Origin of the sequence: Paenibacillus sp. FSL R5-0908 (genome assembly GCF_038006245.1) — a bacterium.
Taxonomy (GTDB): domain Bacteria; phylum Bacillota; class Bacilli; order Paenibacillales; family Paenibacillaceae; genus Paenibacillus_AQ; species Paenibacillus_AQ odorifer.
This window is the reverse complement of record NZ_JBBOUV010000001.1, coordinates 3826624-3849288: the sequence shown is the minus strand read 5'-3', so window position 1 is coordinate 3849288 and position 22665 is coordinate 3826624. Positions and strand designations below refer to the sequence as shown.

At 42.9% G+C, this 22665-nt stretch carries 23 protein-coding genes and 1 other annotated feature; of the genes, 5 read left to right on the top strand and 18 right to left on the bottom strand.

Features of this window, described 5'->3' with window-relative positions; all coding sequences use genetic code 11:
- The first annotated feature begins 49 nt into the window (after nt 1–49).
- Nucleotides 50–589, top strand: coding sequence for a GNAT family N-acetyltransferase (locus tag MKZ09_RS17570; protein ID WP_076203748.1), 540 nt, complete (start codon nt 50–52; stop codon nt 587–589).
- Nucleotides 590–693: 104 nt separating this feature from the next.
- Here MKZ09_RS17570 and MKZ09_RS17565 read toward each other — a convergent pair whose 3' ends face one another.
- The 8 genes from MKZ09_RS17565 to MKZ09_RS17530 all read right to left on the bottom strand — a co-directional run bounded on the left by MKZ09_RS17565 (nt 694) and on the right by MKZ09_RS17530 (nt 9780).
- Entirely contained in the window at nt 694–2634 is a 1941-nt protein-coding gene (locus MKZ09_RS17565; protein ID WP_076203752.1) for a hypothetical protein, read from the bottom strand.
- Nucleotides 2635–2847: 213 nt separating this feature from the next.
- A complete protein-coding gene (locus tag MKZ09_RS17560) occupies nt 2848–3864 on the bottom strand; it encodes a sugar kinase (RefSeq protein ID WP_076203755.1) in 1017 nt (338 codons plus the stop codon).
- Nucleotides 3857–4612 (bottom strand): 2-dehydro-3-deoxy-phosphogluconate aldolase, encoded by a 756-nt coding sequence (gene dagF, locus MKZ09_RS17555; protein ID WP_036677295.1) that lies wholly within the window; start codon nt 4610–4612, stop codon nt 3857–3859. Before dagF ends, MKZ09_RS17560 begins: the two co-directional genes overlap by 8 nt.
- Nucleotides 4605–5657: a DgaE family pyridoxal phosphate-dependent ammonia lyase gene (locus MKZ09_RS17550; protein ID WP_370511169.1), complete on the bottom strand. Its 1053-nt coding sequence runs from the start codon at nt 5655–5657 to the stop codon at nt 4605–4607. The genes dagF and MKZ09_RS17550 overlap by 8 nt, the downstream gene beginning before the upstream one ends.
- A 13-nt stretch (nt 5658–5670) precedes the next feature.
- The gene (locus MKZ09_RS17545) at nt 5671–6804 is read right to left on the bottom strand and encodes an amidohydrolase/deacetylase family metallohydrolase (RefSeq protein ID WP_076203762.1); all 1134 of its coding nucleotides are present in this window, start codon (nt 6802–6804) and stop codon (nt 5671–5673) included.
- Between the two features lie 144 nt (nt 6805–6948).
- Complete coding sequence (locus MKZ09_RS17540; RefSeq protein WP_076203765.1) at nt 6949–7842, bottom strand: sugar phosphate isomerase/epimerase family protein; 894 nt, start codon at nt 7840–7842, stop codon at nt 6949–6951.
- A gap of 25 nt (nt 7843–7867) precedes the next feature.
- Nucleotides 7868–8725: a sugar phosphate isomerase/epimerase family protein gene (locus MKZ09_RS17535; RefSeq protein WP_076203769.1), complete on the bottom strand. Its 858-nt coding sequence runs from the start codon at nt 8723–8725 to the stop codon at nt 7868–7870.
- Nucleotides 8722–9780 (bottom strand): Gfo/Idh/MocA family protein, encoded by a 1059-nt coding sequence (locus tag MKZ09_RS17530; RefSeq protein ID WP_076203773.1) that lies wholly within the window; start codon nt 9778–9780, stop codon nt 8722–8724. The genes MKZ09_RS17535 and MKZ09_RS17530 overlap by 4 nt, the downstream gene beginning before the upstream one ends.
- 123 nt (nt 9781–9903) lie before the next feature.
- Between MKZ09_RS17530 and MKZ09_RS17525 the strand changes: the two genes are divergently transcribed.
- Entirely contained in the window at nt 9904–10773 is an 870-nt protein-coding gene (locus MKZ09_RS17525) for a helix-turn-helix domain-containing protein (RefSeq protein ID WP_076203776.1), read from the top strand.
- Between the two features lie 70 nt (nt 10774–10843).
- Here the strand turns inward: MKZ09_RS17525 and MKZ09_RS17520 are convergent, their stop codons facing one another.
- Entirely contained in the window at nt 10844–11347 is a 504-nt protein-coding gene (locus MKZ09_RS17520) for a DUF1572 family protein (protein WP_076203780.1), read from the bottom strand.
- A 276-nt stretch (nt 11348–11623) separates the two neighbouring features.
- On the opposite strand from MKZ09_RS17520, the gene MKZ09_RS17515 reads away from it, so the two are divergent.
- Complete coding sequence (locus MKZ09_RS17515; RefSeq protein ID WP_076203783.1) at nt 11624–12193, top strand: hypothetical protein; 570 nt, start codon at nt 11624–11626, stop codon at nt 12191–12193.
- A gap of 23 nt (nt 12194–12216) precedes the next feature.
- Here MKZ09_RS17515 and MKZ09_RS17510 read toward each other — a convergent pair whose 3' ends face one another.
- Complete coding sequence (locus tag MKZ09_RS17510) at nt 12217–13206, bottom strand: quinone oxidoreductase family protein (protein WP_076204136.1); 990 nt, start codon at nt 13204–13206, stop codon at nt 12217–12219.
- A 131-nt stretch (nt 13207–13337) separates the two neighbouring features.
- Between MKZ09_RS17510 and MKZ09_RS17505 the strand changes: the two genes are divergently transcribed.
- The gene (locus tag MKZ09_RS17505; RefSeq protein WP_076204138.1) at nt 13338–14192 is read left to right on the top strand and encodes a LysR family transcriptional regulator; all 855 of its coding nucleotides are present in this window, start codon (nt 13338–13340) and stop codon (nt 14190–14192) included.
- 103 nt (nt 14193–14295) lie between these two features.
- Here the strand turns inward: MKZ09_RS17505 and MKZ09_RS17500 are convergent, their stop codons facing one another.
- From MKZ09_RS17500 to MKZ09_RS17490, 3 genes are all read right to left on the bottom strand, one after another.
- Nucleotides 14296–15123 (bottom strand): formylglycine-generating enzyme family protein, encoded by an 828-nt coding sequence (locus tag MKZ09_RS17500; protein WP_076203786.1) that lies wholly within the window; start codon nt 15121–15123, stop codon nt 14296–14298.
- Nucleotides 15124–15255: 132 nt separating this feature from the next.
- On the bottom strand, nt 15256–15891 hold the full coding sequence (locus MKZ09_RS17495; RefSeq protein ID WP_076133244.1) for a glycoside hydrolase family 11 protein: 636 nt from the start codon (nt 15889–15891) through the stop codon (nt 15256–15258).
- A 252-nt stretch (nt 15892–16143) separates the two neighbouring features.
- The gene (locus MKZ09_RS17490) at nt 16144–17025 is read right to left on the bottom strand and encodes an alpha/beta fold hydrolase (protein WP_076203790.1); all 882 of its coding nucleotides are present in this window, start codon (nt 17023–17025) and stop codon (nt 16144–16146) included.
- Nucleotides 17026–17182: 157 nt separating this feature from the next.
- Between MKZ09_RS17490 and MKZ09_RS17485 the strand changes: the two genes are divergently transcribed.
- A complete protein-coding gene (locus tag MKZ09_RS17485) occupies nt 17183–17893 on the top strand; it encodes a MerR family DNA-binding transcriptional regulator (RefSeq protein ID WP_076133248.1) in 711 nt (236 codons plus the stop codon).
- Between the two features lie 50 nt (nt 17894–17943).
- Here MKZ09_RS17485 and MKZ09_RS17480 read toward each other — a convergent pair whose 3' ends face one another.
- From MKZ09_RS17480 to MKZ09_RS17460, 5 genes are all read right to left on the bottom strand, one after another.
- On the bottom strand, nt 17944–18753 hold the full coding sequence (locus tag MKZ09_RS17480) for a GNAT family N-acetyltransferase (protein ID WP_076133249.1): 810 nt from the start codon (nt 18751–18753) through the stop codon (nt 17944–17946).
- A 51-nt stretch (nt 18754–18804) separates the two neighbouring features.
- Nucleotides 18805–19042, bottom strand: a binding site (T-box leader).
- 78 nt (nt 19043–19120) lie between these two features.
- Entirely contained in the window at nt 19121–19570 is a 450-nt protein-coding gene (locus tag MKZ09_RS17475; RefSeq protein WP_076203794.1) for a DUF1569 domain-containing protein, read from the bottom strand.
- Between the two features lie 251 nt (nt 19571–19821).
- On the bottom strand, nt 19822–20589 hold the full coding sequence (locus MKZ09_RS17470; RefSeq protein ID WP_076203797.1) for a phosphotransferase: 768 nt from the start codon (nt 20587–20589) through the stop codon (nt 19822–19824).
- Nucleotides 20590–20688: 99 nt separating this feature from the next.
- Nucleotides 20689–21255: a hypothetical protein gene (locus MKZ09_RS17465; protein WP_076133254.1), complete on the bottom strand. Its 567-nt coding sequence runs from the start codon at nt 21253–21255 to the stop codon at nt 20689–20691.
- Between the two features lie 350 nt (nt 21256–21605).
- The gene (locus tag MKZ09_RS17460; protein ID WP_076203801.1) at nt 21606–21953 is read right to left on the bottom strand and encodes a VOC family protein; all 348 of its coding nucleotides are present in this window, start codon (nt 21951–21953) and stop codon (nt 21606–21608) included.
- Between the last annotated feature and the right edge of the window lie 712 nt (nt 21954–22665).

Sequence of the window (22665 nt, the reverse complement as noted above, 5' to 3'; positions counted from 1 at the left end):
ATTTCATTCGAATGAACATTACATTTGTCTGAAAGGGGATAGCGAAAACATGTCACAAAAGATCATTATCCGTGAAGCTGAGAATAAAGATCGTAATGCTATCGCCGAAGTGCTGTTAGATGCATACCACCAATATTCGGAGATCATGCCTGAGCCGTTGTGGCTGGAGTATCGGAAATCGCTTCTTGATTCCGTTCATGGTGATACCCCGCTCGTACGGATCATCGCTGAAACCGACAAGAAAATCGTTGGTAGTGCACTCTTGTTCAGCTCCTCGGAAACGGCTTACGGGAAACCGGAGCTCGGGATTCACTCCCCTATCCTACGTCTGCTAGCCGTATCTCCATCCGCTCGTGGTCTTGGCATTGCAACCCTTCTGATTCACGATGCTGCACGGAGATCACTACAGTTGGGTGCCACCACCTTGAACCTGCACACCTCGGAAATGATGTCTTCAGCCATCAAACTCTACCAGCGCTTAGGTTTTAATCGTGCGTATGAGACCGATCTTATGAACGGTGACACTCTAGTACAAGGCTTCCGGCTAGACCTGCTGTCCTCCGTCCGTTCTACAGCGGGACAAATATAGAATTCGAGAATTCTTAAATATTTGTCTTTTAAATATAAAAAGAAGCCTCGGAAAGCTTCCCCAATGATCTTGTGTGATCGTTACGGCGAACTCCCGAGGCTTATTTATTTTTCTTTTTTATAAGTAATTTCTTTAAAACTCACAGTGATTTCGCCCGTATTATCAGCAACGCCCATTCGAAGATCTGTAGTAACGGTAGCACTGGAAGGGATGGACGAAAAGCTTGCCCCCTTCTGCTTCTTTTTTACATCATAGAGATAATAAGAAATATCCTTAACATTAAGCCCTACATTATCCTTGTGTATAAGTTCTACAGTAAAGGATTGTATCACGGCTACATTAGCGTCCATCCACCCCACAACTTCAATAGCTGTATCTTCATGGTTGCCTTCAGTCTTAATGGAACCGATGGAAAGACCATCCTGATTATAAAAATTAATTTTTTGTACAGCTATTTTCAGATAATCGATATCGATGTCAAGAATTCGGTTTTCGTTGATTTCTGCTGTATCCATCCAGGCAATCGTGCCCGCCGGGTTCCACTTTATTTTCTCAGAAGGTACATATTGCTCTTGTGGTAACGGTACAGTACGAAGAGAAACTCCTTTATTATCGTAAAAGGTTAATTCGCCGCTCTCATCATCATGTACAAATCTTTTAAAAGTTGGTGAGAGGAACAGGGATGGCGCCCCGGTCGTCGAATGTGGGATTACGCGATATTTCAGTAGATGGACATCGTCCTTTCCTGTTTTCAGATCAAAGATCCATATATTGCCGAGATAACTCTGCATAAACAATTTTTGCTCATCAGCTTTCCATTGAAATTTATAAATGTAATCATAATCATCAGAAAGCGGCCAAAAGTTTTCCCGAAGTCGTTCAATCTTTCCTGTAAGAACATTATATGAGGATAAATGATATTGCCCAGCTTTTTTCGTCACATCCGATTCCAGAAATAATAGATGATCCTCATCCAGCGGGATTAGCATATTATAGTTGCTCATAAAAGCATTATTCCATCGATTATTGGAATCGTTGAGCTCGTCGCTCCATTTCACCTTTACCTCTTCCGTAGCAGGATCATGGGCTAACAAAGCGTTGACAGCATTATGGTCGCCATAGAAAAGATGAATGGTATGATAAGAGATCCCTTGCAGTTCAACTACTTCTCCACCGTTTAATAGATAGTTATTTTCGGATAGGCCCATCGGTTTGGCCACCAGATTTCCAATAGAGTTCCGTTCTGTATTAAACTCCAAACCATTAAATTTTGCTTCCGAGAACAGAATCTTTTTTAACTCGGCAGTTGATTCCTTAGTAAGTGTGTAGCCTATATCCGTTTCGTTCACATTCATTAACATGCCTTGCTCGCTTGTCTCGTTAATCCATAAATGAAAGGCATATTTATTATTATCTGAAATTAGAACGATATCGTAGTTAGGCGTTGCGGTATTTAAATTCCCTGGTATTTGTTCAGCGGTACGGATGGCTCGGACGAAAATATCTATGGTTTCATGATCTGTGTATTCATCCTTTATGTTAGCATTCACAGAACCATGTGCTAGAGAGTTTGCTAATGTGATTCGCTTGATGGTCTCATCTATCTTATTTAGATTATCTGATTCTACTTGTTGATCATTTGATTGAAATAAGGTAAGCAAAGCAGCCTTATCCGTTTCAGATAACTTGTAATGCCCATTTACTCCTGATTTGGTGAAAAGACCATTATTATTGCCCATAATCCAGAATGAGAATTTTTCGTTTTCTTTACTCTTCAATTCAACAGTAACCTCATAATCAGGTGCTGCAATATCAAGCTTCGCGTTGTCATACTCAGCAGTATGTATAGCTTTATTGAAACGTTCTATTAGCTTTTGGTCCGTTATGGTTATTAATCCGCCGCTATCATTATGGATTGTAATGGAGTCCACAGAACTCAGATCGATTAGCGTTTGATTCGCTTTATCTTTATTCCCTGTATTGACACATCCAACAAAGATTATTGAAATAAATGCTAAAAGGGCTAGTAGATTTAACTTTTTCATACAGGCTCCCCCTTCTTATTCTCTCTTCTTTGACGCCGGTTAGAGGATAAAGTTGCAAAAAATGAGATTTTACACCTATTTAAAAAGACCTAAATAAGCCAAATCTAGCCTGTAGCCATTGGATCAGATTCTTGATCTGAGCAAAGTTACAGTGTCTGTAGCGATAAAAAAAGCCACCGCACAGGCCTGTTCTCCTGTAAGGCAGCTTCTTCTTTATCTCAATATATCTCTTACAGCACCTGTCAGCACACCAATAACTTCTTGCTCGGTGGCCAGCGGAGAATCTCCTTCTACTGTGTGGGCTAGCATGCCGGCCGTGGCCGCAAAGGCTACAGTACGCTGAGGATCAAAACCTTCCAGCTCTCCGTGAATTATACCACTGGCATATGCATCTCCAGCCCCGACTCTATCAAGCACAGGAAAGCTTAAGGTCTCGGAATATGCGAAGCGACCGGTTTTGAAGATATAACCGCGCAACGAATGGCGGTTATCTTCATGGATGGACCGATGCGTTCCTGCTATCGTACATAGACTGTAGCGTGAAGCTACTGCGGGAATTAGCTCCTGAAGTTGTTCTTCCCTTGAAGTTCCCTCGGGCTTCATACCAAGGATTAGCATTGCGTCTTTTTCATTCATCAGCACGATGTCGGCCAAATGCAGCATGTCTTCGTAATGGGAACGCGCCAGCTCATAGCCTCTCTCTCCCCAGAGCGATGGGCGGTAATTGCAGTCAAAAACGACTAGGCCACCGTGTTGCTTAACCGTTTCCGCATAAGTTTTCATCGCTTTTCGCACATCATCGTTCATTGCCAGTGTTATCCCGCAGAAATGAACAGCATCCGCGAGGTCTGCCAGCTCTGCGAATGGATAAGTACCCGGGGGAGCAGTATTGAAGCTGCTCTCCGGGCGACCGGAATAAGTCACTCGGGAGGGGCGAGCCCCGAATCCGTTTTCAAGAAAGTACATCCCTATACTTGAGCCCCCGCGCTGGATATGCTCGGGCTGGATGCCCAGTCGCCGAAGATAGGCTGTTGCTGCGTCACCAATAGGATTCGCAGGCAGTCTGGACACCAAAGTCCCCCGATGTCCGTATCGGGACAATGCGGACAGTACATTGACTCCGGTGCCGGAGAACGAATACTTCAGCAGGTTACCCTGAGATAACAGTTCAAAGCCTGGTACCTGTAGCCGCATCATTATTTCACCAAAAGCGGCGATATGTTTAGGCATATTGATCCGCCAGCTTTTTCATCGTCCGATATAGCTGTTGTATATCCGCCACTCTCGTTGCTCCGCTCTGCGGATCGATAATCGATGTATAGACATGGGGTATCACCTGCGGCACTCCTGCTTCCAATATAATGGACAAGATCTCTTCAAAGTTGTCCAGATCGATACCGCCGGTCGGCTCCAGCGCAAAACCCTCTTCCGCACAGGCTTTGGCCACAGCGATTAGCTCCGCTTTACGGCTCAGCCCCTGCATCGGAAAATACTTTAAAGCATTTCCGCCCATATCCCGAACCAATGCAATCGCCGCATTTACGGGAATTACAGCTGGGACAGATTGTGCCGCACTGGCCGGACCGGTGGAGATATTTACAAAACCAGGTTGTCCCGTTGGTGCGATCATGCTGTTAATCCAACTATCTTTCGCTCCAAGGTTGGCACGGGTCGCACCAACTGCTGGGAACACCTGATTAATATGGCTGCCAGCATAGGATTTGACAATCTCTGCAACAACAGCAGCTTGCCGATTATCACCCGCACCTAGTCCTATCGATACCGCACCGTCAATTTCCCGTCCATATGCCTCCATCGCCTGCACGGCTTCCTCTACCGTTGCATAGTCTTTGGACAATACACCGACCAGTACATAACCTTCGGCAGCAGTAAACACCTCTTTGGCATTTTCTATATCCTTAGCCAATACGTTTAAGGCCACCCGACCTTTATAGAACCGCTTGTTAATTTCAGACATTGCTTGCCCCTCCTGTCAATTCCCTTATCCTTGCAGTAATCATTTCTATGTCATCACCCATTAGCGGACGCGGATCAATATCAAAATAACCTTGCCTTACCCCATAGTCTCTAGTATAAATAGCCACTTCACCTTGTTGAAGCTGCTGGGACAGCTCAAGTGCTGTTATTGCGCACTGATTCGGGTCCACATGGATGCGTCCACGGTAAATTGCCCGGCCTGCTTCATCCTGCACGATAGTTACCCGAATTCCGGGAAGCCCGTCGAGCGGCATCAGCAATTGAAGCGTAGCTTTTTCCTTTTCGCTTGTATCCTGCTTGTGAGCATATTCATCCAACGCCTGCATCAGGCCGAAGGATGTTTCCTTACCCACCTTCATGCTGCGTCCAATGCCGTGAAACTGCACTTTCAGCCATTCAATATAAAGACGTTTTCCCGCCACAAGTCCGGATGTTGGACCTTCTATGGCTTTGGAGCCACTGTAAATGACCAGATCGGATATTTGCACATATTTCTGCAGATTCTCTTCCGCTGCAGCATCTACTATAAGCGGTACGTTATGAGTTTGGGCCACAGCCCAAGCTTCTTCTACAGAGATCATATTCTTCTGAACGGCATGATGAGATTTGACGTACAAGATAGCCGCAGTCTGATCCGAGATGGCAGCGGCCAAATGCTCCGCCCGTCCTTCATTGGCATAACCTGCTTCCACCACTTTACCCCCGCCGAGATAAACCATGGTTTCCACTGGTGCACCGTATTGTACGTTATGACCTTTTAGCATTACAATTTCATTTCTAAAAATGCTATCCTGATGGAGCCGCAGACTTGTACGGATATTACCGCGGGTTACCAGCGCCGCTACCGATAAAGCGATTCCACTGGAAGCCGAGTTCACGATCACCGCTGCTTCAGAACCTGTATGACGTGCAACATAATCTCCCGCTTTATCCACCAAATCGGCGATTTCCACATAACTCTGTCCGCCTTGGCGCATAGCTTCCATCACCGTATCGGTCGGTGCCGATACCCCGAGGATGCTCATCCGGCCGCTTGCATTAATAACTCTTTTCAGGCCGTATTTCGCATTCCATGTATTTGTCACCTATGATCACCCCTATTGCTTGAATGGTTTGCTGCGCTACCCGGCGTTCCCCCTCAGAATCTACCAGCTCAATCTTCTCATCCGTCACACGAAAAAGGGTCAGATTCGCCTTGTTATTGATCCGAATCTCCCCAAGTTCCGGGCGTCCCAGCCACTGGGCTGCTCTGCTCGTCACCCGCGCAATTGTTTCTTCAAGGGAATATCCCAGTGCAAGGAATTTGTTCAACAGATTCGCCATGGAGTAGACGGGACCATTCATACGGTTGCCTCTGTATATGTCTGTGCTGATCGTATCCGGATCAATACCGTTTTGTTTGGCCGCCTCGGCCACAGCGAACGAGAAGCTAGCCGTACCGTGTCCCACATCCAAGTGAACTCCTCGCTCAATAGCATCTCTCAATACCTGGAGCGGACGATTCTCCTTATCGAATAAATTGTTGCTTTTACCATTTAGATAATGGGTTATCACGTCGTTGCGTTGAAGTAGCGGTAGAACCTCACGGATATCCGGCGGAGCGGAGCCAATATGTACCATCAGCGGCAGCCCGGTCTTCTCCGAGAGCTCCAGCGCATGATGAAGGGGTTGAATGCCATTGTCACCCACTACGCTTTTGCTGATTCTGGCCTTCAAGCCTACGATGAATTCTGGATAAGCAACTACCGCCTGAAGCACCTTTTCATGATCAATCCACTCTAGTTGGGACAACTCGTCAATTCGCATTAGGCCAATCTTTGAAATGTTAAGAAAAGCTAGCAGTTGCGTTGCTGACTTTTTCCCCGCCTCCGCCAGCTCACCCATTCGCTCCGCTCCGCAGCTACCTGCGTCCACGAGCGTAGTCACGCCGCATCTGATTCCAATCTTATCAATCTCGTCTCCATACGGATTCAGTTCTGCAAACGCATGTACATGCAAGTCGATCCAGCCGCTAGAGGCATATGCCCCATTGGCTTCCACGACCTTGAAACCATGGTCTTCGGCGGTGCCACCGGGAACTATCTGGACTATGTTGCCATCAGCTATGACAATGTCCATTTCCGTTCCATTCAGGACTTTCGCCCGGCGGAGGAGCAAACGTTCTGCTGTCATCGTCACACCTTCTTTCCAAATTCAGAACATTACCGTCCTAGGTCTTTCCCGCACACGCTATAACACAAACAGTCCCAATGGATGTAAGATCTTTTTTCACAGGGACTGTTTGGATGAACTATTTAATCTTTATTACTACCGTGTTCAGACCCGAAAACCCTTCAAAAAATTCACAGCCTGGCGGATATCTTCCTCCGGATTAGTGCCAACCTCCCGTTCTATGGTCAGGAATCCTGTATAACCGATGTCGTTCAGCGCTTGCAGATAGTTGTTCCAATCAACAGAACCCGCTCCGAGCGGAACTTCACGGAATGCCGAGCCGGTCTCGGCCATTTCAGCGATCTTCTCATGGTCTAATGCTGGTGCTTCATAACCATATTGACCGTAAACATCGCGCGGATCGATATCGGCAAGCTTGAGACCATCTTTAGCATGGGTGTGTACAATGTAATCTTTTAGAGTATGAACACCTTGCACCGGATCATCAGCAGTCACCATGACCATATTAGCCGGATCAAAATTAACGGAAACCCCTCTGGAACCCAGACCGTCGAGGAACGTCTTCAGACGTGCAGCGGGTTCTGGCCCAGTCTCAATCGCAAAATAAGAATTCATCTCATGTGCATATCTGCTAAGTTCCTCACAGGCAATGTGCATGGTTTCATAAATTTTACTGGCTGGGTTAGAGGGAACAATACCGATATGTGTAGTTACGATATCTGTACCTAGCTCCTTAGCCAGCTCCATAATGCGCTTGGACTTTTCAATTTTGGCTCGGTTCTGGGCAGGATCCTGAAAGCCATGTCCGCCTAAATCTCCAACGAGGGCAGAGATTTCTAAACCCAGCGAAGCAATGTAATCCTTCCATTCACGGCGTGCTGACTGAGAGAGAGTAGCGGGATCAAATTCGCCTTGCACCGCATAAATCTGAACTCCATCTGCCCCAGCTTCTTTTGCCTTACGCAATCCCTCTTTCACTCCAACCTGAAAGCTGTCTACGATAACACCGATTTTATTAGTGATAATTGGCTTAACCATGGCAATAATCCTCCAGTATAATGAATTAGATTTGGTTCCAAACCCGCTTAATGTATTCCAGCCCCAGTCTTGTTCCCTTACGGCACTCTTCCATTCCCTCAAATTCTACAGAGATATATCCGTCGTAACCGCTTTCCTTAACGATTCGAATTACACTCGGCATATCGATGTCTCCTTGACCAACGATGGCACCTCTCAACCAGTTCCCACCGGAGGATTGGAACCAACCTTCGCCAGGCTGCCGGTCTTGCGGACGAATATAGAAATCTTTGAAATGCACCATCGAAGCAAGCTTGATGTTGTTAGGTACAGCTATTAGCGGGTTCTCATCTGCGCACAGGAAATTCCCAATGTCGAGTGTTGTACGGAAGTTGTCTCTGCCTACCGCATGAACCAGCGCCTGTACACGATCGCTGTGCTGAATAAAGTATCCATGATTCTCCACACTGGTCGTAATGCCCAAACCTGCGGCATAATCGGCAACTTCTCGGCAGGCTTCAGCCAAACGTGGAAGCTCTTCCAAAAAATGCGTGATGGATAGATCGTTTGACGAGGCTACATCATGCCGCATCCGCTGAATGCCTAATGCCGCGCACACGTCTACTTCCCGCTTTACCCGCTCGACTTCCCGCTGCATTTCCGCTGACTCCAGCCCGGCAAAGTTCGCCCCGATAGCATAATTGGACAACTCTAGTCCACGACCCGCTGCTGTTCGTACAATCTGATCTATTAGCTCAGGATTTTCAACCAGATTGATGCCCAAGGGTACAATCTCCGCATGTTCTGCGCCCAGATCGGCGATCGTCTCAATGACACCTTCAAGCGTGAGCTCACCCGTCGAAAAAGCTGAATGCAGACTGTATGTGCTGATTCCTAACTTCATAGTTTCACCTCTTCACCTTTGGCTGCGGATTCATAGATCGCTCCGAGTATCTTCATGATTGTAACGCCGTCTTGCACAGGACTAATCGGTGTAGAGCCGGTGCTGATGTTGCTCGCAAAATGATTAATTTCATTCTGGAATGCACTGTTGAACTCAAACCCCTTATTATCGGTCTGCGGATAGGTATTGACGATCGTATCCGCCTGTTCTTTAACAATGACTATCTCAGGATCAACTTCAAAACCACCCTTGTCACCGTACAGGCGTACCGAACGCTCGTCTTCTTTGGCATGCAGTGTAAAGCTGACATCGACCATCAGCGAAGCTCCATTCTCAAAGCGTATCAGTGCATTCGCTAAATCTTCCACTGTATTGTTCGCTGCGTCGTAATCCGCGGCTTTATAGAAAGAGAGATTCTTAATATTAGAACGATTGCCGAGCTTCCGGTAGGTATTGGCACTTACCGATACTGGATTCGGACGGCCCATCAAATACCAGCAAAGATCGATCACATGGACGCCAATATCGATCAGCGGTCCGCCGCCGGAGCGTTCAATATCACTGAACCAGCCGCCGGGATTGCCTAGTCTACGGAACGTCGTTGCCTTTGCATAGTAGATTTCGCCGAATTCTCCTTGTTCCACCAATGTCTGAAGGAGCTGGGCATTGGAGTCATAACGTCGTACAAAGCCTACTTGCAAAATCTTGCCGCTCTTTTCCACTGCTTGCTGTACCTGAAGCGCTTCTTCAACCGTACGGCAAAGCGGCTTTTCCACAAGCACATGCTTGCCTGCCTCAAGCGCCGCGATGCTGATCTCGGCATGGGAGTTGTTCCATGTGCAGATGCTGACTGCATCTATTTCGGAATTGGCCAGTAATTCACGGTAATCCGTGTATACCTTCTCGACGTTATATTCTGTAGCTACTTCGCGTGCACGTTCTTCATTCAGATCACATACCGCATATATGGTTGTCTGCGGATTATTCCGATAAGCACTTAAGTGCATGCCGGAGATAGAGCCCGTACCTATTACACCAATTTTGATCTTATCCATTAACACTCGCTCCTTTATTTTGCATAGGTTATGATTCGTATTATAATGATTTCAACCCTAAACACCATGCAGAGCCTTGCGGTTTCATTTGTACAATTGTGCTATAGGAGGTGCAGTCTATAAATGTTGGACTATGATAAACATCTACAGGAACCCATGGACATGCCGGATCCCGAGTTCCCTATTAAAGTACATACCCAGCGTTTCAACCAAGAAGGAGTTATGTTGTTCCCACATCATTGGCATGAGCATCTTGAGTTTATATTTATTGAAAGTGGTGAGGCTGTTTTTGAGTGCGGACGAACACCAATTAACGTCCGGGCTGGCGATTTAGTTGCTGTGAACAGCAACGAGCTGCATTATGGGGTAAGCGCTTCTTCTGATTTATTGTATTATGCGATTATTGCAGATACTTCTTTGCTGCATAGTGCGGTAAGCGACGCTGCCGAAACTAAGTTCATCGCCCCGATTCAGCGGAACCAGCTGCTGTTACGTAACCATATCCGAGGGGATCAGCACATTACAGACTGTGCGTTGGCGATTATCCGGGAACTGGAACGTCGCGAATTTGGTTACGAGCTGGCTGTCAAATCCGAGCTGTACCGCCTGCTAACACTGTTGTTGCGCAGACATATCGTCACCGTACTCTCACAAGCGGAGCAAGAAAGACGTATTCAGACCGTTGAACGCTTCGCACCTGTTTTGCGTTATATCGATACCCATTACCAAGATCCGATTCAAGTTGACGAACTTGCGGCGCTAACGGGGTTAAGCCGCTTCCATTTCAGCCGTCTCTTTAAGGAACTCACTGGGCATACGATATCGGAATATGTAAATGCTGTCCGTTTAGACCGTGCAGATTATTTACTCCGCCATACCCAGCTAACGATTTCTGAAATCGCTACCACTACTGGCTTCAGCGATATCTACTATTTCAGCCGCACCTTCAAAAAGCATAAAAAGGTAACCCCTAGCAGTGTGAGAGGATTCTAGTTAGAGTGAACAAAGGACTGCCTCTTGGCAGTCCTTTGTTAGTGTATGTATCGTTCCTCTAGTTAAACTGTCATTGCCATACAAGCTGACCCTTTCTTATTTTTGCTGCATAGATGATTTGGCCTGTATGATAATGGACTTCTCTCACCATCGCTATCATGAGATTAAGAGCAGTAGTCTCGTTATTTACTTGGCTATATGTAAGTGGTGGTAAATTAAGAAAGGGTTGTGACATCAATAACTCCGGGTTAGATTGGAGCCGTTCAAGATATTGGATAATAATATCAAAAGAATCCCTGGTCATGGTTATGGCTTGTTCTTTTGTCATTTCTAGACCTCTTTCAAACTCCCTCTCTCTATCTCTTGTATCCGGAATATCTAAAAGGATGGTTTCAATTCGTGAGTGTACTGCCCCGCTAATATGAGCAACCAAATTTGCAATACTGTTACTTTCCACGGTTGGGGACCAGGTAATATCCTCTTGGGTGCATTGCTCGATTGCTTGGAGCGTCCATTTCTTTTCTGATCTAAATTTGATTAACATACTTTCAATTAACTCAATGGCGATATCCATTGCTAACCTCCTATTAATAAAACATATGTATAATTTTACCAAACACATCTCCTCTGTCAAATCAAATCTAGTCCCAATGCTATTTTTATGCCACAATGTTTTGTTACATTCTTATCCTGGCTCCTGAGAAAAAATAACTCTTTCATTTCACACCAAGAAGATCAGGTAAGGGTATTTCCCTCTACTGACCTTCTTATATTTTATTAATGGTGTATAAGAAACTATCTTCCATCTTATGGGTATAATTAACATAAAGCTCTATAGGAGGGAAAATCATTGAGAAAAATAAGGAAGCTGATTCTTTTAGGATTTTGCATCATGATTTTACCGGGAACCGTGATTTATGCTGCAGCTGGCTCATCTGAAGTATCATTATATTTGAATAATGTGCTTCAAAAACAGCCCGCAATATTGTCCGAAGGTTCGATTTCCTTGACGACTGAACAGTTGTCTAAAGATTTATTTGCACTATTCGCCTTGGATGAATCAGGTAAAACCGTTCGAATCTACAAGCCTAATATAAACATGGTTATGCTCGATAATAACGGAGAGATTTTTGGAAAAGTAAAAAGCCCGTCACGTTTTGCATTTTCTACTCTATTACAGGTGGACCATTTAAAAACTGAAATTTCAGATATTAAGGTTGTGATCACCGATCCTGCGGACAAAACAGAAACTATTGATGCTCAACAAATTAAGAACAGCGAAGAAAACTTTTGGTTCAAAACCAACGAGTATACATATTCCTTTAATACAAAGGGCACCTACACTATTCAAGTTTTTTTTAAAGATGTGGCTTCGAAAAAGTGGTTTCCTGTCTCCGAAATCGATATTTTTGGCATTTGACTTCCAGTTATAAGGGACTCAGCTCATTCTATTCTTATCGCGATATTACCAAATTGTTCTCCCTGCTGCATTCGGTGAAATGCCTGAACTGTGTCTTGTAAAGGATACACTCGATCAATGATAGGTCGAATCGAATGGTGTTCCATAAACTGAAGCATATCCGCAAACTCTTCACTACTTCCCATTGAGCTACCTATGATACTAATTTGCGGGAAAAATATGGCTCGCGTCGGGATTTCCATTCGATCTCCTGAGCTTGCACCAAACGTAACAATACGTCCATTGGGTTTAATAATATCAAAGTAATGTGGGAACGTCGCAGGCCCAATGCTGTCGAGGATGAGATGAACGGTGTCTCCATTCATGCTTTCCTTCCAACTGCTATGACTGTCAAACGCATGATCAGCTCCATGAGCGAGTGCAGCTTGTCTTTTCGTTTCACTGCGTGAAGTGACACTGATACGTGCACCCACCGCTGAAGCCATCATCATGGCATATGTCGCAACCCCACCACCAATGCCAGGTATAAGAACATGTTCACCTTTCTTTAAGCGGCCTCTAGTAAACAGCGCCCGATAGGCTGTTAAGGCTGATAAGGGCAGCACGCCGGCTTCTTCCCATGACAGGTAAGCTGGCTTGCTGACGGCATTTTGCGCTGGAATGATGATTGACTCAGCGAATGTACCCTCTGAAGGTCCCCCTACAATGGCTGGAACGTTAGGAACATTGTCGGCATATTCCCATCCGATGCACGGATTAATGATGACATCTTCACCAACATTATGATCAAGTACACCTTCACCTATTGCTTCAATTCTCCCCGCGCCATCAGAGCCGATAATCAAAGGAGTATCCTGTTTTGTTCTGTCATCCATGATAAACAAGTCCCTGTGGTTCAGCCCTGCAGCCTTTAACCTAACCTTCACTTCTCCAATCCCCGGTCTTTTATCCATAATCTCTTTATAGTTCAAGCCCTTCAGGCCACCTTCTCCAGCATGTACAATGGCTTTCATCATCCAAGCCCCTTCCTCAAGTTGTTATTAATGAATCTATAATAAATTTTACATAGTGGGTGTAATCCAGTAAAATGATCAAAACTGAAGGTGACTATCATAAATCATCATACCAAGAAGGTGCAAAGGAAATGGAAAGTGGAGATTTGAGAATATTTCAAGCGGTTGCTCGCGAGGGTAGCATAACGAAGGCTGCTCAAGTCTTAAATTATGTCCAGTCAAATGTGACAAACCGGATTCAGTATCTAGAAGCTCAGCTGGAAATCCCCCTATTTCGCCGATCCAATCGAGGGATGACGTTAACGCCGGCAGGTGAGAACTTACTGGCATATGCAGACAAAATATTATTACTAATGGACGAGGCTGTAATAACCACACAATACTCTGAGCACCCTGCTGGTCCGCTCCGATTAGGTTCCATCGAAACAACAGCGGCTACTCATCTAACGCCTCTGCTAACCGAATATCACTTACGATATCCCGATGTTAATCTATCGCTTATAACGGGAGAAACGCATAAACTCTTACAAATGGTGCTTGATTACCAACTAGATGGAGCCTTTGTTTATGGACCCATTGACCAGCCTGATATAGAACATGTAGTTGCTTTCGAAGAGGAGCTGGTGCTTATCTCACAACCAGGTAAGAGCGATATGCGCGAATTGCTTACAAAGCCAATGTTGTTTTTCGACGTCGGATGTACACATCGTGCCAAAGCTGAGAGTTTCCTAAATGAAAGCGGGATGAGCTCTTATAAGATTATGGAATACGGAACGTTAGATGTAATTCTAAGTGGGGTTTCCGCTGGACTCGGCGTGTCTATGCTACCCCAATCTTCGATCTCTAAGGCCGAAGAGGCGGGAGTAATTACTTCCCACCGTCTGCCTGAAGGATATCGAGATTTGCAGGTATGGTTTGTGTATCGCCGGAACGCGGTTTTTTCTAGTGCGTTGTCAAAATTAATCCAAATGATCGAAGAAATGTAGCAACATACATATTGGGGTTTGATTATATTCGAGCGCAAAGCTTGTTTATTAATCAAACCCTTTTCAGCTTTTTTCGATTAGACTTGGTATGTCTTGTTCCCATCTACTCACCACGAATCACTCGAAAACCTTGATCAGGACCCATACCATTCGCTTCGAACTTTCCCCGAAATGAAATCTCGTTGTTGTTAATGCCGCCGATCCACCCGCCACCCTTTACAACCCGGAAAGAACCGCTCTTACTATCTATATCTCCGTACCAGTTCCAACACCATTCCCTAACATTCCCTGACATATCGTAAAGACCTAGCTCATTAGGTTTTTTGCCACCAATAGATTTTGTTTTGTTGTGGTTGTTTTCTATGATCGGCCAGTTCCAATCTCCTGATAAGTATTTGTCTCCAGCGTTTTGCCAATACCATGCTACTTCATCTGCTTTATTGCTTCCACTGTAGGTGTAACTTTTGCTAAACTGTCCTCCACTTGCAGCATATTCCCACTCTGCTTCAGTAGGCAATCGGTAACCATTAGCTCCAACATTGAGCGTTACTGTCCATTTTAAAGTATCGTTATCACTCTTATTATTCGGATCTTTTTTATTTTTATCTATATTGTAATAGGGTTTGAACCCCTCTTTTATACTTCTTTTATTACAGTAATCTATTACGTCATACCAGTTAACCATTTCTACTGGCAAGTTGTCGCCTTTGAATGCTGAAGGGTTACTTCCCATTATTTCAACCCACTCTTTTTGAGTAACTTCATATTGGCCGATATAGAAATTTGATATAGTTGTACTTTTGTAGTTGGAATTTGTGTTAATAAAATTTCCACCTTTAACCAATACATAAGTATCCTTCTGTTCAGGCTTTTCTTGCGAACAAGCGCTGATAGCAACTACTAATAAAAGAGAAATTAATAGTTTTCTCATGGATATATCTCCTTTACAACCACTGGTATGTAGTTAAGTATCATTTGCTGAATGATCTAGAATGATCTAAGGCTGCCGGCTGTGGACCGACAACCTTAGCAATGATAGTGATTACTTATAGAAAACCTGTTATTACCAGACTGTTACGTTTGAGCTACCGCTACTTTGATATCCTTCTGTCGCTAATACCTGGTAAGACCAACTGCTGCCCAGATTCATTCCGTAGCTTTTCCAAGCATTAACATGGTTGGCAAAAGTGATCGCGACATTGCTTCCCGTTGCTCGCTTGGATTGTCTTACACTCCAAAACTGTGTGAAGGTTGCCGTACCATCAATAGAAGGGGCGTTCGTTCTCGTAGTCGTATATATATCATATGTGCCTCCATCACTGGTCACGGTACCTTTATAAGTTCCAGTAGGTCTATAAGTGCCCCAGCTATCAACGACGTAATATTCTATGAGGGAGTTTCTTGTCCACCCATAAAGAGTTAAATACCCATTGCCGGATGGTGCCCAGACGCCTGCATTGTAGTTTATTGTTCTAGATGGAGATCCAGTATTCCAACCTTTACCAACAACGAAGTTACCAGTATTTGACCATGTAACGCTGTAATTTCCACCAGATCCATTGGTAGCATTTACTGTCCCGCCACCATCGGTCCAATTTTGCCAATAGTCTGTCGCTGCACTTGTGGTTGCTGCAAACAAGCTGAAACTCATTGAAGCTGCCATAATTACAGTTACGATTTTCTTGTTAAATTTAAACATAATCTACCTCCTGAAATTTTTTGTCACTACATACCTACATACTGCTTGTCTGTATTTCTAGTAGTCGAAGCAATTCTTTGTTGGGGCAGATTCGAAACACCACTTCCTTCCATATATATTAATGTAAGCGATTACATATGGAATCTTATCATAGATCGTTTACTATTTAATCTCTTCAAATTAAAGATCTTACCCAAAAAAGTATTGTTCTTTTGGGATACCTTATTCACTGGATTTTTGTATCTGCCACAATTACAATCCAGTATTTTTTAGTAACACGTTCATATACCATGGCTTAATCAGTGTTACAACTACTGCTGGCTGCATAGCTTTTGTATGGTCCATCCGGGCTCCCAAAAGGATTTCAACATCCCAGCCTAAATCCGACAACTGCTCCATATTCTTTTTTAACAACCCGACGATGTCAACGGTAACGCTCCCGAAATTTTCACCGTAAACGATCGTATCATCTCCTCCTGCAAAAGCTAGTTTTGGGAGATTAAGCAAATGTTGAATTCTACGATCATCAAAGGCTGTGAGGCTCTGGTATAAGGTGACAAATTGTGCTGTAACACGGGTATCTAGGGTAACCTTTATATTGTCCCAATCCATTTCATTTGGATTATCCGGTCCAGCAGGACTTTCCACAGATTCTTTTTGGTTACTCAAAGCTTGTGTATGTGTTTTATGGGTCACAACCCTCATTTCTTGATAGGGGCCATCATAGGGTGGAAAACCTCCCATTACCAAACTCTCCAAGCGATCTGTTCTTATAGCCATTTGCAATCCAATCAACGCAAGCCAGGAATAGCCATAGTAACTAAAGCCTGTAACATTCATTTCATCAGCAATGTGTAGAAGATCCTTCACAATATAATCTGCTGTTAGATTTTCCACTGGATATTGAAATAGATGACCTTCATAATCGAAATAAAGCACTTGAAAAGTGTCCGCTAGTCCTTCAACAAAATGTTTACCTAATTCGGGATCTACTCCCCATAGCTTTAAGTTTTCTGCTTCCTGATTGTACACAGATTTTTTAGCGATGGGTAACATGATGGTCGGACGATTTGGAAGCCCTGCCATACCTACTTCTATTTCAGATTGGTTTGCTAATTGTATTATCTTTTTCAATGAACTCACTCCTTTATGTTCTATAGAAGTATCATATAACATTCATGCAATCTTTCGGTTTATCCCTCTTCCTCCCTTGATATATCTACCTAAATTCGATTTAATATTGTTATAGCACTTGAAGGTTCAACTTTAATGTTTTGGGGCGGTGAGGATTATGGAAGAGATATATACACCTACACAGATAGCTAAGCAATTAAATGTGAGTACCACTACTTTAAGGAGATACGAAGATCAAGGCTTAATTCCAGATGTACCAAGGACCGCCAGCAACCGCAGATGTTACACTTCCATCCATGTGCAAGCTTTTATTACCATTCGGGCATTATTGAAGGGATATGAAATTCCGGTTGTGTACGATGTGATGAGGAAGATTAAAGGCCAGCAGATGGAGTCTGCTCTTTGGGCAATCAATCAAGAGCAACATAAGACCCAAGTGGAAAAAGAAAGGTTAGAGGAAGTTTTACGCATGTTTCGGGATGTTGATTTATCAAAATACAAAGAGTTAACTGTAACAAATTCAATGACGATTGGTGAAGTTGCACAAATGGCAGGCGTTAATCCATCAGCTATTCGGCATTGGGAACAAGAAGGGCTAATCTCTTCGAATAGGAACAAAGATAATGGCTACAGAGTCTTCACTTTAACGGAATTAAGAAAAATTATTCTTATCAGCAGTTTAAGGAAAACTGTTTATTATATCGAGAATATGAAACAGCTTTTGAATGAAATAGAAACACATAACTACAAAAAAGTGGAGGTATCCTTTCAGCTTGCCTTACAAAAATTGAATTCTCAATTAATGAAGCAGTTTTTCGCGATAGCTGAACTTACAAACTATGTGAAATTGTATAAAAGTAATGCCTAGTAACATAATGATCATAGAAAAAGGACTATCATGCGGTAGCCCTTTCGTGCCTATTTGAACTTGATGTCAACAATCTTGCCGCTTTCCACAAAACCAATATTTCGATAAACCTTATTCGAGTCAGGATTCTTTAAATCAGCATAAAGCATGGGCACTAAATCCTCCGATAAAAGCATAGAACATAACTCTGCTACTAGTGCACTTGCATAACCTTTTTTCCGGCAAGACGGAGGTGTGTATACCGCATTTAATCTGGAATATCTTGCCGACCTATGCGCAATGTACGCCATAGATACAGGTTTATCGTCTACAAACCATAAATACAAGTCCCCTGTCTCAATCATCCTCTTGGCATCTAGAATTTTAGTTTGTGGGTTCACCGTAATCCCATAAGCCTCTTCTGAGAATCCCGCCAAAAATTCTGCTACAATGGCCGCATTTTTTCTCGTTGCTTGTTGCATTATGCCCTTTACGTTCAATGGTTTCTTTGGATTTGTACAGAAATAAGATTCTATAGTCATCGTGGACTCATATTGAAGATGATTTGCCTGAGAATACAGCTCTGCAAAACGTTCTGTTGTTTTTGGTTCTCCAGATACTCCTGGTAATGTAGTCCCTTTAAGGAATTCTATAAGTTCTGCGTAGAGAACGGCCTTCTTATCCTCGGCAATATCCTTGGAACTCCAAAGCCATGCGTTATGTCCCGTTGACTGGGCATAGATCATTGTTTCAGCAGAATCTTTTAAGCAAGTAGAACTCTTCGACTCGCAAATAAGGTGAATCAGGTTGTATTGAACCTCATCAGCAATAAACATATCCTGGTTAAGTATTCGATCGGAGACATTGATTTTTTGAAACATTGTTATTCCTCCTTATTTATTTATTTATAAGAACGCAAAAAACTCCGTCCCATTAGGGACGGAGTAGATTCCGCGTTACCACCCTGATTAGTGTATTCGTGAATACACCCTCTCTGCCATCGTCCAACAACGATGCTTCTTTGTAACGGCAGAATCCCGAGCCCGCCTACTATGATTTCGGGAGCCAGCTCTGAGGCGATTGTTCGATTCGGGTGTCCACTGCCTCGCACCAACCGGCAGTTCTCTGATCGACATTTCCAGATTTACTTGTCCTCTTCGTCGCATTTGATTGCAATGTAATTAGATACAATATAAAGTAATAGGGATTTTATGTCAATAATATATTATTGTTCATTGCGAAAAAACACTAAACACCAAATTGTCTTAAATGATGGTCTAGATGTTTATAAATCCCTTTACCCCATTGCTCTGGAGTGAATTTCCCGAAAAAAGGATGTGGATGGGATGAACATTTCTCCGGACCGTTACTTTGAAAATTCATAATCTTTTGTTTCAGTATTTCTTTTTCTTCTCCAAAATCTCTGTCATCTAAAATAAGTATGGTCGGAATTGTTGACATATTGTGTGGTACCGGCTTGTCATTGTAAAAAATAGATTTTACAAACCTTCCTATTAATATTCCTAGCCAATGTCTTGGGGGAAAGGAACTTCCGATTGCGATGTCTTGAAACGCTGAACAGTGAGCCAACATTTGAGCAACATTCATCTTTCCCCATTGTGGTTTAGAATTTGGACTTAAATTCTCGATACGGCTCAGTATCTCAGCGGTATGTAATTTGTTATATATACTTTCCATAAACACACTCCCCATTGCGTTTTTCGGGTTTCGATTTTTTCATTATTAGGTCTGTTGATCCATACATTACGATAGGCTATTGTATTCATGATTGCATCATTATAATTTTACAGCATACTGCCGATCTAATATTCACCATTTTATATCATTATATCCTTTATTTACCTTGATGTCCGTTAACGTAATAAAGCTATCCATCATGCAGGTAGCTCATCGTCTTAAAATGTCTTTAAATATCGTGTCCCGTAATTTCAGCAACCTACGGATTTCTGCAATACAGAAATACTTTCCTTTAGGAACGCCCTATTCTTTTCAATCCCTCTATTTTTACACCAGACAACAGCACTAAAAGCATCATAAAAATCATAAAAGGGTAGTACTGTTTCCAAATCCATTAGAGGACGAATTGTTGAATATCCCTCTTTATACGAAATTCTACTTTGAGGATTCACTTCCCAAACATATCGGTTAATTTTTGTGAAATCAATTTCCGAGGATCCACCCCGTGCACTCTCAAAGTGATTAATACATTTTTCGAAAAGTCCTCTCTCAAGGACTTCCTTGCAAGGTTCTATAAATTTTTCAAAGCTATTTCTTATATAAAGTCTCCAATTGTTCTGATTAAAAAATTGAAAACCGTCTAATCCTTCCACACCATATCCCGGCATTTTAACTTCATGCAGCCTTGCGTGAAGTACCCCAATTTGAAATGCTAATTCATCGTCAACAGCACCTGTACATGGTATACCTTTAATCTCCGATAAAAGTAATGCACCAGAAATTAAGTCATCCCCACTCCAGAAGTCTAACACCTTTGGAACTGGTAATACCTCCCTCAACAGTTCAAGCATACGATATTCGCGATATAGCTTATCCCTGTTATAAGGGATCTTCGCATACACCGTTTCTACATTAGTAAGATTCAGCTTGTATACTTGTGAACTAAAGGACTCAGGAACATTATCTATACTTAATACATTAAGGTTAAATCTTTCTATGATCGTTTCTACTAAGTTCAACTCGCACCTCACATGTTATGAATGAAATAGTAATAAGTTCAGCTATCTTTTTCTTCATTTTATTGAACTATCCTGCCCGTTCGTGCACTAAGATTACACTTAGCCCTTATTCTTCTTTCTTGCTCTCATGTAAATGAATGAAATCACTACTAGTCCTATTGCAATTATGATATACAAATCAATATCCTGCTCAAACATTAACCACATCTTGTATTCTATGTGTACTTGCTGTTTGGGTCGAAGTCCTTCACCGAATAGTTCTGTTGCTTGGTTAAGGTTATTCATTTCAATTGTTGAACTGCATGGACTACTGCTTGTTACGCCATCCACTTCGCTAATGTATATTAAGTATTTATTACCTTCCTTAAAATCAAAACCCCAAGTGTAGTCTGTTCCCACAATAATTTGAGAGTCAACTTCAGTATTCCAACTTCGTTCAACATCCACTAATATATATCTGATTTTCTCTTTTGGCCCCGCAAATCCTTCTTGTTTCAAATCAACCTTAATTTGTTTTACTTCACCATAAATAGCTCCACCGTAGACCTCTATGGCTTCTTTAGGACTTCCTATCTCGACACAGGATAAAGCTTTAGCATCTTGTCCATTTGCAATAAAGAACGCGAATGTGAATAAACATATTAACGTGATTAAACGAAGATTCAATTTACCACCTGCTCTTATGATTTTATTACATAACATCTTTATTGACTTAAGTTATAGGTGAAATGTTGCACTAATTTTCCAGTTCCTTCAATGCAATAGGGAGTACACCTCGACGGTATGCTCCCTATTTAGGTTGACTATAGTATTCTGTTAGCCGTGGATGCAGCGCAAGCGCCGCACCTCAGGTGATAGAAGTTAAAGTTCTTTCAGGAGCTGAAAGCTTTGAAGAAATATTCCCCAGGGATTTGATTCAACTTTAATCCCTAATTCATTTACAATTAGATGTTGAACTGAGCTTTTTTATTAAAAAAAACGCACCTGTTAGCTCAATAGCAAAGATGTGCAACTCCTTATTTCTCCCAAAGCTCGATCAGTCGACCTTCTGGGTCTTCAATCCAAATAAACTTTCCAAATTCACTAATCTCTATTTTCTTTGCAAGAGGTACACCAATTTGCTCAAAATGCTTAATCGTTTCGTTTAGATCATGCACTTGGAAATTTAACATCACTTGTTGTTCTGTTGGAAAATAACTGTCATCCTCGGTAAAGAAAGAAAAGATAGTCTCATTTCCCACTTGAGGTTTTATCACAGTCCCATTCCAATTCTCTATGTCAAGCTTCAACACCTCACTGTACCACTTTTTTGTAGCTTCAAAATTTTTAGTTCTCCAGAATATTCCTCCGAAGCCTTTAATCATCGGATCTACACTCCTGTCTGCATTGAATTTTCTAATAATATACCCTTTAGGATTAAGGAGAATCCACCGTTAACCTCCCGTCATTACATCGAATGGTAGTGCCAACGGGGGATTCAATATCACATTCACCAATAAACAAAAGCCAAGCTTATAACAAATGGCATTAGAAGCAGGAGTGAAGTCTATCGGACCCTATAGTCGCTATTAACCATAATCCGGCTCATTTGAGAACCTATCGGACTCTATAGTCGCTATTGGCTCGAAAAGCTCTCATATCGCGCATGTTTGGAACGAATAACGCCTCTGGGGTCCGAAACACTTCTTAAAAGCCAAAATTCAGCCAAATAGCTGCATCTGAGTCCGATCGCTCATCGTGAAGAGAGAGTGTGGGAATGCAAAACTTACAACAAGCAGCAAGCAACAAAGTCGCACATCCGGTATCACAGACGCCAAACAAACAGCATAGTCGCACATTCGGTATCACAGACGCCAAACAAGCAGCATAGTCGCACATCAAGTAATACAAACGCCCTACAGCAAATTCGAGTACTCAAATGCTCAAGGAGATACATCATGCTTCTACCATGTGGAGATCATTCCTCTTAGCCCCACGTGGTGTCCATTGCTCATTACTGCTCCTTCTTATGTAAATAATCTTCATTTTAGATTCTAGATTAGAATTATTTGCTATAATGTTCTCATGAAAAATAAA

Excerpts from the sequence above, each read along its gene's own strand:
- MKZ09_RS17480 (WP_076133249.1), bottom strand. The coding sequence starts at position 18,753 with ATGTTTCAAAAAATCAATGTCTCCGATCGAATACTTAACCAGGATATG.
- MKZ09_RS17530 (WP_076203773.1), bottom strand. The coding sequence starts at position 9,780 with ATGGATAAGATCAAAATTGGTGTAATAGGTACGGGCTCTATCTCCGGC.
- MKZ09_RS17500 (WP_076203786.1), bottom strand. The coding sequence starts at position 15,123 with ATGAGAAAACTATTAATTTCTCTTTTATTAGTAGTTGCTATCAGCGCT.
- MKZ09_RS17570 (WP_076203748.1), top strand. The coding sequence starts at position 50 with ATGTCACAAAAGATCATTATCCGTGAAGCTGAGAATAAAGATCGTAAT.
- MKZ09_RS17495 (WP_076133244.1), bottom strand. The coding sequence starts at position 15,891 with ATGTTTAAATTTAACAAGAAAATCGTAACTGTAATTATGGCAGCTTCA.
- MKZ09_RS17565 (WP_076203752.1), bottom strand. The coding sequence starts at position 2,634 with ATGAAAAAGTTAAATCTACTAGCCCTTTTAGCATTTATTTCAATAATC.
- MKZ09_RS17535 (WP_076203769.1), bottom strand. The coding sequence starts at position 8,725 with ATGAAGTTAGGAATCAGCACATACAGTCTGCATTCAGCTTTTTCGACG.
- MKZ09_RS17540 (WP_076203765.1), bottom strand. The coding sequence starts at position 7,842 with ATGGTTAAGCCAATTATCACTAATAAAATCGGTGTTATCGTAGACAGC.
- MKZ09_RS17550 (WP_370511169.1), bottom strand. The coding sequence starts at position 5,657 with ATGAGCATCCTCGGGGTATCGGCACCGACCGATACGGTGATGGAAGCT.
- MKZ09_RS17525 (WP_076203776.1), top strand. The coding sequence starts at position 9,904 with ATGTTGGACTATGATAAACATCTACAGGAACCCATGGACATGCCGGAT.
- MKZ09_RS17460 (WP_076203801.1), bottom strand. The coding sequence starts at position 21,953 with ATGATTAAAGGCTTCGGAGGAATATTCTGGAGAACTAAAAATTTTGAA.
- MKZ09_RS17520 (WP_076203780.1), bottom strand. The coding sequence starts at position 11,347 with ATGGATATCGCCATTGAGTTAATTGAAAGTATGTTAATCAAATTTAGA.
- MKZ09_RS17485 (WP_076133248.1), top strand. The coding sequence starts at position 17,183 with ATGGAAGAGATATATACACCTACACAGATAGCTAAGCAATTAAATGTG.
- MKZ09_RS17560 (WP_076203755.1), bottom strand. The coding sequence starts at position 3,864 with ATGCCTAAACATATCGCCGCTTTTGGTGAAATAATGATGCGGCTACAG.
- MKZ09_RS17505 (WP_076204138.1), top strand. The coding sequence starts at position 13,338 with ATGGAAAGTGGAGATTTGAGAATATTTCAAGCGGTTGCTCGCGAGGGT.
- dagF (WP_036677295.1), bottom strand. The coding sequence starts at position 4,612 with ATGTCTGAAATTAACAAGCGGTTCTATAAAGGTCGGGTGGCCTTAAAC.
- MKZ09_RS17475 (WP_076203794.1), bottom strand. The coding sequence starts at position 19,570 with ATGGAAAGTATATATAACAAATTACATACCGCTGAGATACTGAGCCGT.
- MKZ09_RS17545 (WP_076203762.1), bottom strand. The coding sequence starts at position 6,804 with ATGACAGCAGAACGTTTGCTCCTCCGCCGGGCGAAAGTCCTGAATGGA.
- MKZ09_RS17510 (WP_076204136.1), bottom strand. The coding sequence starts at position 13,206 with ATGAAAGCCATTGTACATGCTGGAGAAGGTGGCCTGAAGGGCTTGAAC.